A 17,538-nucleotide genomic window follows, 5' to 3' on the forward strand; every position below is an offset into this window, starting at 1 on the left:
GGTCGCGCGTGATCTCCACAGCCATGAGAGATTAAGACCGTCGCCAATGTTCACAAGCCGATGTTTTTGAGAAATTTCGGCTTGAGAACGCCTAAGCGTCTCTTCCCCGCACGGAACACTACGATGGCGACGAATCACTCGCAGACCGCCGGCGCAGCGTTCTCGGAGGACCCCGAAGACCTGCTGCCCGAGGACAGCGCCCTCAGCCTTAACGAGTACCTGGCGATGCACGCAGCGGTCGGGCACCGCATCAGATACGAAATCCTCTACCGACTCGTCCACAGCGGCGACATGAGCCCCACAGAACTGGCGGACGCGATCGACATCGACGACAGTACCCTCCACTATCACCTCAACAAACCCGCGACGTGGAACTCGTCGAAAAACGCCAACACACCGAGCGAGAAGCAGACGGCCTCTAGACGTACTACCGAGCGACAGTGCTCGGCGAGGTAACGCTCACGAGCGGCGTTGACGAACTGATCCGCGGCGAGAAAGACTTCGAAGCGATGTACGACAGTTCGACCGAGAACTGAGAGACATCGCCGAGGGTCTCGTCAACTTGTGTTCTGACTAGTACGGTTGAACGATCAGCGTGGTCATCGATGTACTGGCAGGCGCTCTACGCTGCGGGACCAGAGGAACTCGTCTCTTCTTCGTCGTCAGATCTGACTGTGATTGACACGTCGATGTCCTCTGACGGGTCAAGTCCCTCTACGAAGGCAGCTCCCATTCGAATACTTAACTCAAGCCCCGCAGGTTGGAACGCCTCGTACAGAAACGCCGAAATTCGGGCCCACAGAACAAAATCTTCCATCGCCTCATCAGGCGGGTCCTCTTCAAACACTTCTTCTTCCAAGAAGAGCCCCAAGATGGGTTCTTTATCGAACCAGTCCCACCGTTGAAGGATTGCGAGGTCTGTGAGCGATTTCTTCACGCCTTCTTCGAGGTACCACTGATAGGGTTCAGCTGGCGGTTCTTGCTCACCGTTCATCGAATCGAGGATCGACTGGACATCGTATCCATCCAAGAAACCACTCAGTTCATTCTGAGCTGATTCTCTCACACGCTCTTCGCTTAACTCATCGAGTATCGGAAACCCGCAATTCCCACAGTAATTCGCTTCGGCCATGGGCAGCTCTTCTCGGCAGCGGATACACGTTACCATACAACGCAGTATCTAGCTTAGAACATAAACCAAGACCCAGAAGAAATACGGAATTACGCTGACGATCCCACACGGTCACCAGTCCCTCCTCTACGGACTCGCTGCCAGTCAGCTGCCGTCCCATTCTTCGGGGAACATTCTAGGGTGTTTGTGATCCGGGGAAATCTCAGCGAGAACTTGTTTAATATCGCGTTCAGTCTCCTCACTGTGAGAACTGACGAACTCAACCGTCGCCATCCCGATGTTGTACGGATTCGCGCCGGCTACGTCTTTTTCGACACGCCGGAGTTTCCGTTTGAGTTGCTCTGTCCCCACATCATCGTAGACATACGCACGTAACCCGGTATCTGTCCGGTTTCGAACTGTCCCATCAAATTCTCCTCATATGCGTATAGCCACCACTGTGAAAAACGCTGCCTGGGAACGTCGCTAAAACCTCACTTTTGCCGCCGAACCAGCCCGAGCCGCGTGATATCATTCGCCGCGATAAGTCTTTCAACCCCGTCTCACGCCAGGCTCCTCCATAGTTTCCTGGCGAGTCTGCGCCGCAATTTCTGACCTCACACTACGCGTGGGACAGAAACCAATTTCCCAATACCACCGTGTTCATCCCGTAGAACACGGTTGTTGAACCCCTCACTCCGTAATCGTGTTCAACAGTCCTGCTGTATAGCGGGGCGCATATCTCACCCGAGACTGCGCCAGAATAGGAGTGTTCAACTCGGGACCGACAGGCGTGCGCCGTGGCGTCTTCGGTTCGTCTGCGCGGTCAGGTATAATTGCCACGTACAGATCGGTCGAAGATCTCTTCTCCCGGACCGTCAACTCCCACGATACGTTACTCGTGGAGCGCTAATCGGACGGCATCGGACATTCCACTGACGCGAGCGGCATGCTCCCACGATTCCTCGCGGATGCCGTTGGTGACGTATGCGAAGCCGACGTTCAGTTCCGGGTCACCCCAGCCGAAAATACTCCCGAGCCCGGCATGCCCGAACATCCGTTCGCGGCTGAACGATCCGAACATGTTGTTCGCTAACCCGCCAGTCCAAAACCCGAGCGCATACCGGGCCGACCGCGAGAGTGTCCCGTCAGCGTCTGTTTCGGCGTGGGTCCGCGTCGCTTCGGCAACCGTCTCCTCATCAAGCAGGCGTGTGCCATCGAGTTCACCGCCGTTGGCCATACACGCGTAAAACCGCGCCATGTCTCGCGCAGTACCGATCCCGTTTGCCGCCGGGATCACTGCACGCCGCACAGCTTCAGTGTTAAACGCGTCCGCGGATTCGGACGCCGGGATACCTAACCCTTCACCGGGATCCCGGCAGCGGTCGAACACCTCGAACCCGGCGAGAGTAGCGACATCGTCGTCGTCATCCGAGTCAAGCCCGATCGACGACCGATCCATTCCTAACGGGTCAAACACGTGTTCGGCGACATACTCATCGACGTGCTGCCCGGACAAACGGTGAATGAGTTCACCGACGACCCAGCCGTAGTTGAACGTGTGATACGCCGGTTGCTCACCCGGGTCGAACACCGGATCGATGTCTTCCATAGCCTGGACGACTGCGTCCCAGTCACCCCATTTTTCAGGCTGATCATCGAAGTCACCAAACGGAATCCCGGCAGTGTGGCTCAGCACCTGTCGAATAGTGATCTCGGCTTTCTGCGTCCCGTTGTCGGCGAACCCAGGCCAATGATCGACAACCGGGTCGTCGTACGCGGCCTCGCCCTGCTCGATGAGTTGCTGCAGGCCAACACCCGCATACGGTTTCGTACACGAAAAGATGAGATGACGCGTTTCTGCGGTGGTTTCACCGCCATCCGGGCCAGTTGTCCCGCCGGCGAAATCCACGACGAGATCCCCGTCAACGTAAACCGCGAGTTGCGCGCCATGATGCAGACCGACATCGAGGTGACGGTCAAATTCAGCTCGAAGTCGCTGTCGATCACTCTCGGTGAGTGCTACCATACCACTACTCACAAACAATTGTCAATTAAGATTCGGTGGCTTCGTTGAAGTCTGATTATCCAGACACATCATCGCCTGAAACAGCCAGTCGCTGAAGAGTGCTTGTTGATTACTGTAGTTTCTGCCAACTTGACGAGGTTATCTGGTGGCGGTGCGAGATACAAGGCGCGAATCGGTCACCGGACTCCCAATAAAAGTGTACACCTGATTTGATCAGTGCAGAAGAAGTAGTGATCACTGACACACAGCGTATTGTCAGCAGTATAAAAATCTTGCAAACAAATTATAGGAATAGTACCAACCTATGGTACCAATCCGATACCAATCTTAGGCCTCCTCCATAGCCGATCTCCCCAGCCATTCGCGGCTTCCAGCACACATGTCGATCATCATGGTTGCCATCTGCCGTGTAAAACCACTCTAACTCCAACTTAGCATCTATTCAACACAGCAAAAATATTATGTCGATTGGTTGCTTACTTTCATACAAGTTAGCATGTCCCACGATAACCAGATGCTGCCCAACTCTACTCGTCGGCAAGCGATGAAGACGCTGGGCGGGGGTCTAGGTTTCGCGGGAATGGGTGGAGTCGCGGGTGCCGCCGAGGACGTTGATCAAGGTCCGACTAGCTTGTTGCCCGTTGATGAAGCAGATTTTGCTGAACCAACAATAGAGAAATCAAGCATAGGGCCAGATACGTACGTTGCAACCCCAATCCGCGAAACAAGAGTTAGAGATAATGGCTATGCAGTGATCAATCTTCGTGGCAGGGTGGGTTGGGGTAAGGGCGAGTTGTCAATGGGAGGTACTGCTTGGCTTGACTCAATATGGGAGGCGCCCAGTACGGGTGAGTACAAACTAGAGGCTGAGTATGAGCATGGGGGCAGAAATAGCGACCAAATTTACAATTCTGCAGGGATAACTATTACTAGAGAGCCAAGTATTGCGGTTGAAAACGTCCGAACGGGAGAAATTGTCGGTTGGGATCCAAAAATTGGGAGTAGTCTTGTTTCGGCGGAAATTACTGAGCAGACTATCGAATTCCTTCTTACTCGGATCACGTCCTATCTCATTTTCCCCAGCGCAGGTTTTATTGCAAGAAGGTTAGCGAATCATATTCTGGGAGAAGTTTTTGATCATCTCATTGAGGTTCGTCCACAGGGAACTACCGGGAGGTGGCTAGATTCGGGCGCTACCAGCTTCTGGGCAGAAGAAGGTGAAAAATACCGTATTCGATTTGCTGTTGATAACAATTTATCAGGTCAATGCCAGAATGATGATTCTGCATTCGTGGGACATTCAGCTGTGTATTATCAACTCAACCAATTCCAGATCTCACCGGTCAATAGTAACTAAGGTATTCCGTGCAGAAACACCAAATCTGTGCAGCTGCACAAGCTGTCTCGGAAAGCAAAGTGACAAATTCTAGCCCCAGTCAAAATTAATAGAATTGAATAGTTGTCAATCGTAATCCATGGTATTCTCACACTGGGTGGGAGTATCGCGGCCTCAATCGTGTAAATGACCCGGAGTTAGTGCGATGGCAATATACTCCTGATTAACATTCCTATCTCATAAAAGAATAGAATCTACCTCCGTCATTCCGATGTGTCAGTATAAACGAATGTTGTTCAGTATGGAAGTAATCGAAAGAATCGAGACCAGTGTGCTGACTACACCCTCTGTATTCAGCAGCCGTATTCTGACAGCATCCAGAAATATCGATAATTGCTCCGGTAACTTGTTGCCCTGTACTGGCCGAGACTGGGTCAGAATCTGTCACTTGCTGAGGATTTCAACAGAGCCGCACTCCGGTAGTTGAACATCAGATCTCGGTCGGCCTTTCCAATATTCGGTTTATGCTGCCTACATCGAACAGGGACCACGAATCATCGACCTCCTGATCGAGTCCCTCCACAAATCCACTCCTCGAAAACAACGCGAATCGTTCAGTCCGCGAATTCGGTCCCCACTGTACGTGTTCGGCTTTCGCCCGGAGATCTTCGACGAGTCCCCGGCCAACCGGCTCTGAAGTCCACTTACACTCGGCAAAGAGAATTCTATCGTCAGCCGGCGAAAGCCCGACGATGTCGATTTCGTTCTCACTGTACCACCATCGACCGATCTCCGAGTACTGCTCGAACTCTCCGCGTCGAATTCCGTCCCAGATCGCCTCCTGACAGATGTCTTCGAACGTCTCGCCGACGAGGTTCGGGAGATCAGGTTCGATCGTGTTCTCGTACACGATCCCCGGTGCTTCCTCGATACTCGATCGGTTCGGCCCGACGTAGCGGAACCAGAACCGGAGGAACTCGTCTGCGACGTAGTACTTGGAGCGCTTCGACTTTTTCGCTGACGCAGTCACGGGAATTTCCCGCTCGATGAGCCGTAGTTTTTGGAGCTTGCGAAGGTATTTGGAGAGTGGTCCCGAGTCGATCCCGGTCGCTCCCGATATTTCGTTCGGTGTCGTGTGACCGAGGGCAATGGACTCCAAGATGCTCATGTAGCGTGCTGGACTTCGGAGCTCCGTCCGTAGCAAGAACTCTGGCTCGTTGTAGAGTACTGCTGACGGCGAGAGGATCTGCGATCGAATGTTGTCCGCGAGTGAGGAGTCGAAATAGTCGAACAGCGTGAGATACATCGGTGTTCCCCCGGTGACTGCGTAGGATCGGATGGCGTCCTCGATATCGTACAGGATGACCTCGCGTGCTTGCTGGAACGAGAATGGCTGGACGTCGAATTGCCCGGTTCTGCGACCATAGAGGGGGCTCTCGTGACCGAGCACTTCTGATTCCATCGTACTGATGCTCGATCCACAGAGAACGAGCATCGAGTCCGTTTCCTGCAGATGTTCGTCCACGAACGACTGGAGGTAGGACGGAAGTGAATCGTTCTCTTCGACGAGATATGGGAACTCGTCGATGGCGACGATGAGATCTTCGTCTGCGATCTTTTCGCCTAGGTACTCAAGCGCCTCGTCCCAGCCGTCGATTCTTGGTACGCGATCGTCGAAGTAATCCGCTACTTGTTCAACGAACTTCTCCCGTTGTCGTTCCTCAGCCTCCTGAGCGGAGAGAAAATAGATATGAGGTTGCTGTCGGCAGAACTCTTTCAGGAGTTCGGTCTTTCCGATTCTCCGCCTTCCATAGACCACGTAGAAATCGTGCCCTGGTGACTCGAATGCCGTGTTGAGTGTCTCCAGTTCATCGTTCCTGTTGTAGAAGGTCATTCTTCACCTAATGATTACTTGGATAATGACTTATTCGTTTTGGGCGGTTCTTTGGAATGTGGGTTGAGAGAACAATAGGCAGTTCAATTCCATTCTCAAAATAATCATTACTTAGATAATGAAGCCTCGATGGGAATTATCGACCTGGCGACCCCACTTCACTCTGCCCCGCTGTTTGGCCGTTCACCCACCCACTCAAATCCCCTTCAACGACGCTACATCGACCCGTCCCCGTTCACCAACTCACTCACATCACTGTACACCTCATCCGACTCCCCACCCCACGTCTCCACCCGCCCCAAGTCACCGTCCGGCACTTCACCGTCATTCCACGCCGCCACGACGGCTCCCGCCTCGTTCGACTCGGCATCACGTTCCACTGGCCGCCCACCACGATCGAATCCATTTGAACCAACCGGTCGATACCCCACCCGGAGATGACCACTCGGATCTATCGAATGCTCCCGAACAAACGCGTTTCACACCATCCACCGCTCAGCATCGGCGAGCTCCCGTCACGGAATGACTGATAGACTACACGTACTGAATCGACTGGTCGTCTTCGAATCGGTTCTGTAGGTGCTCATCAACGACTTTCACGACATCGCCAACCTGCCGTCCCGCCTGTTGTACATAAATCACGCCCCGATGTTCCAGCCCCTGTCCTTCGACGAGCGTCAAAAAATCGTCATCGAATGTCAGGAGCACCCACTCGTTTGCGACTGCGTACCGCAACTACTCGCGGTCTGGATCACCAAGCGTGCCTTCATCTCGGGCGGTGTGAACCGTCCACCCGCGTCTGCTGCGTCCGTCAGCAACCGGCAGCCAAATACTCTCGTCACAGTACAGCGGCCCTGTCATACGGATGCCGGTTCAGACAACGCCGACCGGAAATCATCGATGTGATCGTAATAGTACGCAAGCGCCCGATGCACATCACCAAGACTACAATCAGGGTACGGTTGCGTAATCTCGTCAGGATCGTACCCGCTGTGTTCGTACGCCGACGCGATATCTTTGACACGGATTCCCGTCCCCTCGATTGTCGGCGCACCGTCACTGTGTTCAGCGTCCTGGACGATACTCATACCACAAATTACCCGTGTACTAGCTTGAAACACGTGGGCGATCGGGTCACGGCGCTGCCGCGCCGACGTTCCCGTTTGAGGTCGCAAACGGAATCTCAATTTCGAGGCCATCGTAGGCCAGCATCGGTTTTTTGGCGTGACCCGATCCATCACCTTCAAACTCGATGACTCCAATATCGTCGAGCTCAGAGAGGTTTCGATGGACCTGTTTGTAGTCCCGATCCACCAGTCCGGCAGCTTCGCGGATACTGTCAGGGTCGTGCTCAGCGATCGCTTCTAGCAACTCCAAGTTCTTTGGACTGAGGAGCTGGCTGAGTTCAGCGTACGACCCGAAATTCAGTACCGGCTGGGCATCGTCGAGTTTCTCACCCTCCTGAGCGGCCTTAATACGACTGCGCGTCCGCTGATCGAGGCGGTCGCGTTCGCCGACGGTGACTTTGAGCGTGGGCATAGTATGGTACTCCTGGAGGCGTCCTATTCCGACCAGCCCCACGAGACGGGCGTCAATTCTTCAACTTCACGCTTGAAGCGGTCGTACAGCGCTAGCATTCCCGGAAATTGGATGATTTCAACATCACCCTGCGTGTGGCGCTCATGGCCGTTTGTTCGTTCGTGAGCGTTGTCATACCGGAGGATCGTGTCGCCGCCGACTTCCCCGAGATGCAGGCCGTAATCCCACCCGCTCGGGTACTGTTCATCCTCCGTCTGCCGGATGGTCACATCGATGACGTAGCCATCTTCGACATCATTCCACTCTTCGATAGTGGTGTCGGACGCCATCCACCAACCTATGTTATCAACTCCATAGACATAAGCCTATGGGCCCTACTACATAGGTTCAGCAGCGATCCACAATTGAGGGACTGAATTCCACACCCCTATTCTGACCCGTCCCCATTCAACAACTCACTCACATCCCCGTACATCTCATCCGGCTCCCCACCCCACGTCTCCACGCGACCTAAGTCACCGTCCGGCACCGCCCCATCATTCCACACCGGCACACCGTCCTCGCCCTCGCTCACCTCATCATCACTGCCGGCGGGCCGCCCGCCACGATCGAATTCGTCAAGCGGGAACGCGTACGCTGACGCCCTGTACTGCTTATGAAACGTGTTCCGCCGCGTCACCCCGAACACCGATGCGACGAGCTCCCGGTCACACCCGCGGTCAAGCGCGCGCCTGACGAGCTCGTCTTCAGCGCGTTGCAACGCTAACGCGCGGTCGCCCGGCACGTACCCGCGCGCCGACTCAGCCACGTCTTCCGGGAACCCCCACGCACCAGTCTTCGCATCCTGATCGACGAGCTGCTCATCACGCCCTGCCACTAACCGGTCTACCCCCATCAACACCCACAGGCGCTCCCGCACCGCCGTCTCCGACAACAACACTTTCACGCGAACGAACACGTCACGGAACGGCGCCGGCCCAACCTCATCGAGCACCTTTAGCAATAACACGTCATGCGGCAACAACACCCGCATATCTGCCTCCGTCAACTCAACCGGTGCATCGAGGCGGGTCGGGCGGTGGTGGAACCAGTTGTGACACGCCCGGCACGTCACCGCCAAGTTCACCGGATCGTCTTCCGCGACGTCACTCGGCTCCCGCTCAATATGGTGAACGTGCAGCGCCGCATCGCCGCGTGGCGGTCCACGCAACGCACACCACTGACACCGATTCCCCCTGTCACGCAGCATCACCGCGCGCGTCCCTGCATCCACCGTGTCCACCCCGCGACCCCACCGCCTCATAGCCGGACCTCCACAGCGCCTCGCACACTCACTTTCGATACGCCTCGCACACTGCGTCGCGTTCGTTGCTCACTCATTGGGTTCGTCAAACCGCGTTCACTTGCCGCGCTCCCCAGCACCTCGTGGCGTATCGCTTCAATCCCGATCTGCGCCGCTACTCGTTGAGCACCGTCGGCGTCAACGACTTGAGTTTGAAATCCGATTTCGAGCAGTACTGTTCCGCAAGCAGCGTCAGCGCCCGCGTCCGCAACGTATCCACTGCGTTATGCTGCACTAACGCCGCCGTCTGCCCCTCGTTGAACGCCGTCACCGCCTCCGCACTCTCCGTGAACGGATCCGCCGCGTTCACCCCGTCACCGACCAGCGCCGCGTACGCCCCCACCAAATCATCGCGCGACTCTCCATCTCGCGACGTGTTAAACAGCTTCTCCACCACCGGCAGCACGTCCGCATACGGTACATTCTGAAACGGCCACGCCACCCCGGTCGCCGCCAACCTGGTTCGAAGGAACGGTAAATCAAACCCGCCGCGCCACCGCTCCCTATTGTACGCCACCACCAACACGTCCTCCCCGTTAATCCGCTCCGCCGCAAACTCCCCGACCGCCCGCAACAACGCCGCCTCCGACGCGTGCACCGACAGCGACACGGCCTCGCCGACCGCGTCGCGCACCGTCGCCGCCACGCCCTCGGCGTCCATGCCCTCGTCTCCCCGCACGAACACGCGGCACCCGAGCGGCAACGCGAACCCGACTACAGTCACTTCATCCGTCACGTCAAATCCGGTCGTCTCAATATCGAACGCCACCACCTCAAGTGCCGTCACGACCCGTCACCTCGCCCCGGTACGCGATCCTCACCAGCCGGCCTGACCCGGAACTCACCGAACCCAAACCGCGAGTGCGTCCCAACACGCGTCACGCCATTCTTCGCCGTCCCGACCGGGTCGGTTCCAGTGTACGGCACCACGTGCCCGTGATCAACCGCCGCCAACTCGAACACCCCATCACTCGTCGCGAACCGCTCCTCACGCCGCCGCAACCCATCACCACTCACCGCTTCTGCCGACCGCGACTCGCCCCACCACGACGGCACCGACTGCCGATCTGCACCTGAAACCCCGCTTTGCAACACGAACGGCGACACGAGTTCAACAGTGTACGCGTCATGCCCGCGTAACCCGTCGAACGACACGTCATCAAGATCCACGACCAGAGTGTCCGCCACCGACAGCTCACCAAACCCGTAGTTCCGCTGGCCCCCAACTTGGACCCCGTCCAGTGCATCCGCCGACACGGGCAGTACCGAGTCGTCGCCCGGGGCGTGCACGTAACAGTGCAGGAACCACGAAACGCGGCGCTTCGAATTCCGATGATGGTCCGGCACCCCGAAGAACGACTCCGGCGCGAACGCCCACCGCCCACCGTGCGTCTGCACGTCGAGCGTATTCTGCGCATCTCTGGGGCGTGAGTCCAGCAACCACCGGTGCGCCGCATCCCGATACAGGAACAAATCCGCGTACGCCTCCACATCAGGCAACGACCCGCCGAGCTTCCCCGCATACCCAGGCGACGAATGCGCCGCCGGGAACTCACCATACTCCGACGGAACAAACACGCCGTGACTCACATGCACCGCGCCCCGCGCCGCATCACCAAGCCGATCCGCGAACGCGTTAAACAACGCATTCCCCGACGCGTGGTATGGCCGCCCCGCGTACGGCGACTCCAACTCGAACAACAGTTGCTGCAAGCGCGTCACGCAACCACCCCACCACTTCCACTGCAGATCGTGACATGATCACATACCACATGATCAACACGCCCCGTTTTCAGTGTTCTCCACGAGGCACTCTCTCCGGAGTCCACACACCTCGTTTCCAGTGTTCCGCGTGCGTCCCGACGGCAGGGTCGAAGCGCCACCACGCGTCCCGACCCGCACCACCGGTTTCCAAGCCGCGCGCCGGCCCCGCGTCGTCCCACCACGGACAACCCGGCACCAGACCCGCGACCCGCGTCACGCGCCCACCGTGACTGCGAGCCAACCACGACCTGCAGCCCCGCACCCACCCCACACTCGCGTCGCCCCACCACGAGCGACGCATCCCAACACTCCCCCACGAACACCACGCCCCGCACGCAGCGACCCACCACGGGCGCTACGTTCCCACGCCGCGCCCGCCCACCCGTCCGGATCACCTCCTCACCCCGTCACGCAACTCAACAGCCGCACCGCCCTCCACGACATCCTCCACGTATTGGAGTGCCGTCGAGAACGACCGGATGCGCCGCACCTGCGAATCTAGGACACGCAGCCACTCCCGTTCGAGGTTCAACGGTTGTTCTGTCAACCGCGACCACGTCCCCGCAAACGACCGGACCGGCCCCGGTCCCATCGACGCCACCGCCCCCGACAACGGCGGCTCACCCGTCACCCGCACCGCTAACTCCGACGTCCACAACACCGTCCGGCACGGCACCACCACATCCGCGGCTAGCGCCGCCCCCACCCGATCCCCATCCGACGGCGGGCGGCGCTCCGGCCGCTCCGCAACCACGAACAGGTCGTCGAACGCGTGCCCAGCTCGGTAATTATCCAGCAGCGCCGCGACCAGCAACGTGTGGTATTTCAGTGACGTGTACGGGAAATACACCGACTCGTTAAACCGCGCCGCCACGTCACTCGTCAACCACGTCGCGTGCAGCCGCTCCGGATCCGAACACCCCGGCACTACTAACTCACACACGTCACCCAGTGGTGCCGGCACCTCGGCACGCTCCGCGACCGTTGACCCAGTCACGAGCGAGAGGCGCGCCGGCGACGCGTGGTTCTTGACTGTTTGCTCCGGCTCCCCCTCCGGGCGACTCAACAACGCCGCATCCCCATCCGCCCCGCACGGCACCGACTCATTCACCGCCACTCCACACACCACCGACTCACCGGCCTCGTGCTTCCGCCCCCTGAGTTTGTGCACGTCATGCCGAAACGCCGCCACCAACACGTCCGACTCACCAGCAGGCTCCTGAGCGGACTCCGCCTCCGTCACGACCCGTCACCCTCCGACCCCGACTCACGCTCATCATCATCCGACGCATCCTCACCGCGACCCGCACGCACGCTATCCGGCGGCTCCTGCACCGGCTCTGTCGCCGTCGACGGCGGCCGTACCTCATTCAACTCCCCCTCCAACTCCGCACCGCCCTCGCTTTGCGCCTCCCAATCAATCGGGTCCTGCACCGGCTCCGTCGCCGTCGATGGCGGCCGCGGCTCATCGAGATCAACCGCATCATCCTCACCGTCACCCGGCTCGTCACTCGGACCCGTCACGCCGCATCACCGTCCGAGACTGGCGCGTCAGCATCACGCGCCGCCACACGCGCCTGCAGCGCCGCCACGAACTCTTCACCCACCGACTCCCGCCACACATCATCCTTCCACTGCATCCCCGACGTCGCATCCTGCGCGCGATTATACACCCGCTTGATCTCCGCGTCGGTATAGAGCGGGTTGATGACGCGCGCATCAACCATGCCCGCCCCGAAATTCCGCGCGCCACCCAGCTGCAACTCGAACTCATCACTGTGCGCATCGAGGTAATCGACCGCTTCGACGAGCAACCCAACGTACTCCGGCTTCAATTCTCGAAGCGAGAGTTTCCACGTGCCGACGAGGTTCCCGACGACGTCCCGCGACGCCATTCGGAGTGGTTGTCCGTCATCCTCGGCGTTCCGTGAGCGGACTTGGGTGTTCAACTGCCGGTAGTGCGCTTCCGCTTCGCCCTGCAACACGTCCACCTGCCGGCGAATCGGGGAAAACCCGATCGGGCGACGGACCAGGCGACCTGCCCGGTCGTTGAACCCGCCGAACAAATCATACAACATGCAGCCGGCGTCGCCATCCACGCACGACCCTTTCTCGTGATAGCCGGCATCGAGATCGCGCTCGTACACGTCCTCGAGCATGTAGTCCCCGTTCGCTGCGCCCGGATGGCACGCCGTGCCGCCAGCCGCTTGGACGACGCGCTCACACCCGTGCCGCAACCACCCCGACAGCGGGAACGGCGACACCATCCCCCCAATCTGATTCTGTGGGTCGTCTGCTTCGTACCGGTCAGCCGACGCGTGGTGTCTGTCCGTGACGATCCCATCGCCCGGCGCGAGCAACGGGATTTCAAGCCCCACGTACACATCCGGGAGCGTGAGTTCTTCGACGTCGTCCGGGAGTGTGAATTCGTGATCGAGGTGGTCAGCATCGAACTCCGGCAGCATCACTCACCACCCCCATCAGCCCGCGTTCGTTCGCGGACAGCTGTCAGGAGTGGAGTCGGTCCATCCCGGCGCTCAGCACTCTCAGTGTACTCAGTGTTCCCGCCACGCGACGCATCACCCACCGTGCGAGCCGAGCTCGACGACGCCACACTCACCACCACCGGCGACGGCTCAATGAACACCAACCACGACGACTGCGTCGACACATCCGTACAGAGACCAATGCGCCCGGTGACGACCAGTTCACGAACACCACGCGTAAACACCGATGGATGCTCGTGTTTGTCCGCCCCGCACATCACGTACCCAACCTCAAAAATGAGGTTGCCAGCCGCCCGGAAGGCATACGCCGTTACCCCATCGCCTTCCCGCAGCTCACACCCGCACACCTGACACATCGCGGCCCCTTCCCCGAGCGCAGTCCCATTTAAGTGGATTATATCTTCAATAAGCTTCTGGCCGGTACCGTCTTGACGCTGTAACCTGTTGGATCTCATGGGTTCTTGGTTGACTGTTTGGGAACCCAGTCCGGGTGTTCCAGCACCCGGGCATTTCTGATTAATACCAGTGGACTGCGTTCCCAACCATTAGTCGAACGTCTAATGGCATAAACCTTTGGCTGTTCGTCTAATGGATTGCGACCCAGCAGCCATTAGTTAGATGGCCTCAATTAGGCTAGTATGGGTGGGAAGAGTCGTGATGAAGATAGCGGTGAGTTTACTGAGACATATCCCTTAGAGGATTTTCTTGCTTCGTTGGAGGAGATTGGGCCTGCAGGAACTACTGATATTGCAGATCGTGTCGGCTGCGATCGGCGTACTGCATATATAAAACTGCAATCTCTCGAAGAAGAGGGAGTAGTACAGAGTCAAAAGATCGGCAATGCTCTTCTTTGGCAATTAACGGATTAGATCCACGAGATACTGTATAAACAATATTCCCTCTGGTGGCAGGTCGCGTTAAGTTAGAGAATGAGGCGGACGATTTCTGAGTGTCTATGGCAGAATTCGACCGCCTCAGCGAACGTATCGCGTGGATCGACTTGTCGTTTGTGGAGCGAGATCGAACTCCGCGTTGGGCGATTGAAGTAGGGATCCGCTGTCATTTGGCCGGTATGTCACTGCGTGAGGTAAGTAAACATCTCGAAAGGTTTGGGATCAAACGGAGTCATGTTGCCATCCATAACTGGGTTCATAAAGCCGATCTACAGCCGATCTCGACCGTCTCCGAGGATCAGCTCGCGGTTGACGAAAAGATGATCCGCCTCCACGGCCAGAAGTTCTGGCTGTACGGCGCGGTTGATCCACAGACGAACGAGATCCTTCACGTGAGCCTCTATCCGACCGCAAATAAACAGACGACGCGATGGTTTCTGACCGATCTACACCAGCGCTATCAGCTCGATAACGTGGAATTTCTCGTCGATGACGCAGACTATCTCGGATCAGTTCTCGCTGAAGACGGCTATCGATTTCAAGTCATTCAACATGGAAATCGGAATACCATCGAACGTATCTTTTGGGAAATAGAACGACGAACATCATCGTTTGCGAATAGTTTCAGCAATATCGAGCTAGAGACAGCTCAAAACTGGCTGGAAGCCGTCGCCGTCTACCACAATTCACGTCAAACTTAACGCGACGACGGTGGCATTCACTTTTTAGATTATATGATCACTCGTAGTCCAACTCAGACCGGCTAAAACACGATTTATGTAGATGAAATATCTAGACATACACCTGTTATACCAAAATTATGGATGAATACATACTAACGGGCCATTCTAATTGATTCGTTAGATGGTTACGGCGAAAGTTTTTGTCCCCTGCCCGGTCACTCATGTGGTATTGAATGCCCGATGATGACTCATCTGAGGCCAACCTAGCGTCTCTTTCTCTCAAGCGAAGCTATCGAACTGGTAGCGACCCGCTGAACGAATTCTATGTTCCGTGTCTATCTCGTGCCGTCAAATACGACCGAGCGGCCGGCTTCTTTGATAGTAAATCGTTGACAGTTGCTGCAAGAGGCATTGCGGGATTGATTCGGAATGGTGGATCGATGCGGGTGATCTGTAGTCCCCGCTTCAACGACAACGACTTCGATATACTCCAAAATTTGACTGAGGACGTGGGAGAAAGTGATGTCTTAGAGTCCGCACTCGCACGGGGAATTGATCCCGAAAATCCAGATGTCGAAGAATATCTACAGACAGACCGATTCAAATGCTTGGCGTGGATGGTAGAGAAGGGCCATTTAGAAATCAAGGTGGCCTATATGCCGGCAGATAAGGAGAAGAATCCGTATCGGATGTATCACGAGAAGCTCGGGATAATCACTGATGGGAGCGAAAACCGGGTCGCGTTCACTGGTTCACTTAATGAGACAGAATCTGGGTGGACTGAAAATTATGAATCCTTTGAGGTTTTTCGATCGTGGGTCGGAAATGAAGACGAGCGGATTCAGGACAAACAGGACGCGTTTGACCGATTGTGGACAGACCAAGACCCCGAAGTAGAGGTATATGACCTCCCAGAGGCAGTCGAACGGAGCGTTACTGAGCGAAGTCCCGAGACAGTGGATGGGAAGCCAGCGCTCAATCTGTTCTTGACTGAGGAAGGCTCTAAGACCGACGCCGATGAAATAATGGAATTGTGGCCACACCAGCAGGAGGCGATCGATTGGTGGCGCGATCACAATTATTGGGGTATCCTCGCGATGGCTACTGGCACGGGGAAAACGTACACAGCACTCCGCGCAGCACGACTTCAAGCTGATACAAGACTCACAATTATTGTCGTTCCAACAAAAGTGCTGATCGACCAATGGCTCGATGAATTGGTCGATGTGTTTGGTGAAGACACAGAGATTCTGGAGTGCACAGGGCGTGAAAATTGGCGTGAACAAATTCTCGAAGTTGTCGATCCGTTTCGACTGGGGGACCTTGATCAGATCGCAAAACGAGATCGAACCGTCCTCATCACAACACCACATACTGCATCTTCAGATGCCTTCCGACGCGCGGTGAAGCACATTCCGGAGAACCGCCTCCAGATGATCATTGACGAAGTCCACAATATTGGATCTGAACAATTCCGAAAGACACTCGAAATCGATGCTGGCCGTCGACTTGGACTATCTGCCACCCCAAACCGACAGTGGGACGAGGAAGGTACTCGAATTATTTATCAATATTTCGGTGGTCAAGACCCGTTCCGATTTACCACTGAAGAAGCAATTGAAAACGGATACCTAGCTGAATACGACTACAACCCGTTGTTGTGTGAGTTATCCACCGAAGAGTACGAAGACTATCTCGAGTATACGAAACAGTTGGGTCAAATTGAGGCACAACTCAAAAGTAGCAAATCCCCCCCACAGCGGCTGTTCGATCGCCGCGAGCAGATACTGCGTGACCGTGCACGAATCAAAAAGCGAGCGATCCGAAAACCTGCACGATTCGGAGCCTTCCTCGATAGTGAGCATCCAACACCAGCAATCGTCTTCTGTGAAGATAACGAACAGATCGATGAGCTGCAAAACGAACTAGAGAAACGAAACAAACGGTACGGTGTCTATGTCTCCGATCGGCCTGAGGAGCAAGCTAATGCATTTCATAAATTCGAGACAGGTGCCATTGACTACCTTCTCGCTATCCGATGCTTAGACGAAGGAGTTGACGTCCCCGACTGTCCGACTGCTGTAATTATATCAAGCTCGACAAATACACGGGAATTTATCCAGCGGCGTGGTCGGGTCCTCCGAACCTCGGATCGGAAGGATCACGCTGTCATCTACGATCTGTTTGTACTTCCTGGAATCAATGCTCAGCCGAATGATCCCGCGGCAAAAAAGATAATCAAACAAGAGCTCAGACGGGCGAAACTCCTGATGGACGCTGCTCGTAACGGTGATGAGGCCGAAGTCCAGTTAGCGAAGGACCTCGCCGAGTATGGGGATGGATTCAAATCGCTAGTATATGCTGTTAAGGCTCCAGACGCGTTTGAAGGCTCTCCTTTGGAGAGCTGATGACGCGACTACTTTGTTTCAAATAGCGTAGT

Annotated in this window: 18 protein-coding genes and 1 pseudogene; 5 read left to right on the forward strand and 14 right to left on the reverse strand. The window is 56.4% G+C overall.

Annotation, left to right across the window (positions count from 1 at the left end; all coding sequences use genetic code 11):
* Positions 1 to 123 precede the first annotated feature (123 nt).
* A pseudogene (locus FGL94_RS06165) lies at positions 124 to 536 on the forward strand (winged helix-turn-helix domain-containing protein).
* Between the two features lie 86 nt (positions 537 to 622).
* On the opposite strand, the gene FGL94_RS06170 reads toward FGL94_RS06165, so the two are convergent.
* Both FGL94_RS06170 and FGL94_RS06175 read right to left on the reverse strand, forming a co-directional pair.
* Positions 623 to 1,132 (reverse strand): hypothetical protein, encoded by a 510-nt coding sequence (locus FGL94_RS06170; protein WP_144922207.1) that lies wholly within the window; start codon positions 1,130 to 1,132, stop codon positions 623 to 625.
* 874 nt (positions 1,133 to 2,006) lie between these two features.
* The gene (locus FGL94_RS06175) at positions 2,007 to 3,140 is read right to left on the reverse strand and encodes a serine hydrolase domain-containing protein (protein WP_144922210.1); all 1,134 of its coding nucleotides are present in this window, start codon (positions 3,138 to 3,140) and stop codon (positions 2,007 to 2,009) included.
* A gap of 544 nt (positions 3,141 to 3,684) precedes the next feature.
* On the opposite strand from FGL94_RS06175, the gene FGL94_RS06180 reads away from it, so the two are divergent.
* Positions 3,685 to 4,497, forward strand: coding sequence for a hypothetical protein (locus FGL94_RS06180; protein WP_144922213.1), 813 nt, complete (start codon positions 3,685 to 3,687; stop codon positions 4,495 to 4,497).
* A gap of 469 nt (positions 4,498 to 4,966) precedes the next feature.
* On the opposite strand, the gene FGL94_RS06185 is transcribed toward FGL94_RS06180, so the two are convergent.
* The 12 genes from FGL94_RS06185 to FGL94_RS06230 all read right to left on the reverse strand — a co-directional run bounded on the left by FGL94_RS06185 (position 4,967) and on the right by FGL94_RS06230 (position 13,480).
* A complete protein-coding gene (locus tag FGL94_RS06185; protein ID WP_144922216.1) occupies positions 4,967 to 6,370 on the reverse strand; it encodes an ATP-binding protein in 1,404 nt (467 codons plus the stop codon).
* A gap of 215 nt (positions 6,371 to 6,585) precedes the next feature.
* Positions 6,586 to 6,750 (reverse strand): hypothetical protein, encoded by a 165-nt coding sequence (locus tag FGL94_RS18205; RefSeq protein WP_186313343.1) that lies wholly within the window; start codon positions 6,748 to 6,750, stop codon positions 6,586 to 6,588.
* A 154-nt stretch (positions 6,751 to 6,904) separates the two neighbouring features.
* The gene (locus FGL94_RS18975; RefSeq protein WP_394348593.1) at positions 6,905 to 7,078 is read right to left on the reverse strand and encodes a hypothetical protein; all 174 of its coding nucleotides are present in this window, start codon (positions 7,076 to 7,078) and stop codon (positions 6,905 to 6,907) included.
* Positions 7,079 to 7,227: 149 nt separating this feature from the next.
* Positions 7,228 to 7,608 (reverse strand): DUF433 domain-containing protein, encoded by a 381-nt coding sequence (locus FGL94_RS18870; protein ID WP_321168821.1) that lies wholly within the window; start codon positions 7,606 to 7,608, stop codon positions 7,228 to 7,230.
* The gene (locus FGL94_RS06195) at positions 7,505 to 7,909 is read right to left on the reverse strand and encodes an HVO_A0114 family putative DNA-binding protein (RefSeq protein ID WP_144922220.1); all 405 of its coding nucleotides are present in this window, start codon (positions 7,907 to 7,909) and stop codon (positions 7,505 to 7,507) included. Before FGL94_RS06195 ends, FGL94_RS18870 begins: the two co-directional genes overlap by 104 nt.
* Before the next feature lie 23 nt (positions 7,910 to 7,932).
* Positions 7,933 to 8,238: a toxin-antitoxin system TumE family protein gene (locus FGL94_RS06200; protein ID WP_144922223.1), complete on the reverse strand. Its 306-nt coding sequence runs from the start codon at positions 8,236 to 8,238 to the stop codon at positions 7,933 to 7,935.
* Positions 8,239 to 8,336: 98 nt separating this feature from the next.
* The gene (locus FGL94_RS06205) at positions 8,337 to 9,191 is read right to left on the reverse strand and encodes an HNH endonuclease (RefSeq protein ID WP_186313344.1); all 855 of its coding nucleotides are present in this window, start codon (positions 9,189 to 9,191) and stop codon (positions 8,337 to 8,339) included.
* 175 nt (positions 9,192 to 9,366) lie between these two features.
* Entirely contained in the window at positions 9,367 to 10,020 is a 654-nt protein-coding gene (locus tag FGL94_RS06210) for a ribonuclease H-like domain-containing protein (RefSeq protein WP_241659148.1), read from the reverse strand.
* A gap of 14 nt (positions 10,021 to 10,034) precedes the next feature.
* On the reverse strand, positions 10,035 to 10,973 hold the full coding sequence (locus FGL94_RS06215; protein ID WP_144922232.1) for a hypothetical protein: 939 nt from the start codon (positions 10,971 to 10,973) through the stop codon (positions 10,035 to 10,037).
* 433 nt (positions 10,974 to 11,406) lie between these two features.
* A complete protein-coding gene (locus FGL94_RS06220) occupies positions 11,407 to 12,258 on the reverse strand; it encodes a hypothetical protein (protein WP_241659139.1) in 852 nt (283 codons plus the stop codon).
* Positions 12,255 to 12,539: a hypothetical protein gene (locus FGL94_RS06225; RefSeq protein ID WP_144922235.1), complete on the reverse strand. Its 285-nt coding sequence runs from the start codon at positions 12,537 to 12,539 to the stop codon at positions 12,255 to 12,257. Before FGL94_RS06225 ends, FGL94_RS06220 begins: the two co-directional genes overlap by 4 nt.
* A complete protein-coding gene (locus FGL94_RS06230) occupies positions 12,536 to 13,480 on the reverse strand; it encodes a hypothetical protein (protein WP_144922238.1) in 945 nt (314 codons plus the stop codon). Before FGL94_RS06230 ends, FGL94_RS06225 begins: the two co-directional genes overlap by 4 nt.
* 680 nt (positions 13,481 to 14,160) lie before the next feature.
* Between FGL94_RS06230 and FGL94_RS06235 the strand changes: the two genes are divergently transcribed.
* The 3 genes from FGL94_RS06235 to FGL94_RS06245 all read left to right on the forward strand — a co-directional run bounded on the left by FGL94_RS06235 (position 14,161) and on the right by FGL94_RS06245 (position 17,506).
* Complete coding sequence (locus tag FGL94_RS06235; protein WP_144922241.1) at positions 14,161 to 14,391, forward strand: helix-turn-helix domain-containing protein; 231 nt, start codon at positions 14,161 to 14,163, stop codon at positions 14,389 to 14,391.
* An 86-nt stretch (positions 14,392 to 14,477) separates the two neighbouring features.
* The gene (locus FGL94_RS06240) at positions 14,478 to 15,116 is read left to right on the forward strand and encodes an IS6 family transposase (RefSeq protein ID WP_144922243.1); all 639 of its coding nucleotides are present in this window, start codon (positions 14,478 to 14,480) and stop codon (positions 15,114 to 15,116) included.
* Positions 15,117 to 15,331: 215 nt separating this feature from the next.
* A complete protein-coding gene (locus tag FGL94_RS06245; protein ID WP_144922246.1) occupies positions 15,332 to 17,506 on the forward strand; it encodes a DEAD/DEAH box helicase family protein in 2,175 nt (724 codons plus the stop codon).
* Positions 17,507 to 17,538 lie beyond the last annotated feature (32 nt).

Source organism: Halorubrum salsamenti, from assembly GCF_007671685.1.
Lineage (GTDB): Archaea > Halobacteriota > Halobacteria > Halobacteriales > Haloferacaceae > Halorubrum > Halorubrum salsamenti.

Bases quoted from the DNA above. Each gene is read 5' to 3' on its own strand.
- FGL94_RS06170 (WP_144922207.1), bottom strand. From the start codon at position 1,132: ATGGCCGAAGCGAATTACTGTGGGAATTGCGGGTTTCCGATACTCGAT.
- FGL94_RS06175 (WP_144922210.1), bottom strand. From the start codon at position 3,140: ATGGTAGCACTCACCGAGAGTGATCGACAGCGACTTCGAGCTGAATTT.
- FGL94_RS06180 (WP_144922213.1), top strand. From the start codon at position 3,685: ATGAAGACGCTGGGCGGGGGTCTAGGTTTCGCGGGAATGGGTGGAGTC.
- FGL94_RS06185 (WP_144922216.1), bottom strand. From the start codon at position 6,370: ATGACCTTCTACAACAGGAACGATGAACTGGAGACACTCAACACGGCA.
- FGL94_RS18870 (WP_321168821.1), bottom strand. From the start codon at position 7,608: ATGGATCGGGTCACGCCAAAAAACCGATGCTGGCCTACGATGGCCTCG.
- FGL94_RS06195 (WP_144922220.1), bottom strand. From the start codon at position 7,909: ATGCCCACGCTCAAAGTCACCGTCGGCGAACGCGACCGCCTCGATCAG.
- FGL94_RS06200 (WP_144922223.1), bottom strand. From the start codon at position 8,238: ATGGCGTCCGACACCACTATCGAAGAGTGGAATGATGTCGAAGATGGC.
- FGL94_RS06230 (WP_144922238.1), bottom strand. From the start codon at position 13,480: ATGCTGCCGGAGTTCGATGCTGACCACCTCGATCACGAATTCACACTC.
- FGL94_RS06235 (WP_144922241.1), top strand. From the start codon at position 14,161: ATGGGTGGGAAGAGTCGTGATGAAGATAGCGGTGAGTTTACTGAGACA.
- FGL94_RS06240 (WP_144922243.1), top strand. From the start codon at position 14,478: ATGGCAGAATTCGACCGCCTCAGCGAACGTATCGCGTGGATCGACTTG.
- FGL94_RS06245 (WP_144922246.1), top strand. From the start codon at position 15,332: ATGCCCGATGATGACTCATCTGAGGCCAACCTAGCGTCTCTTTCTCTC.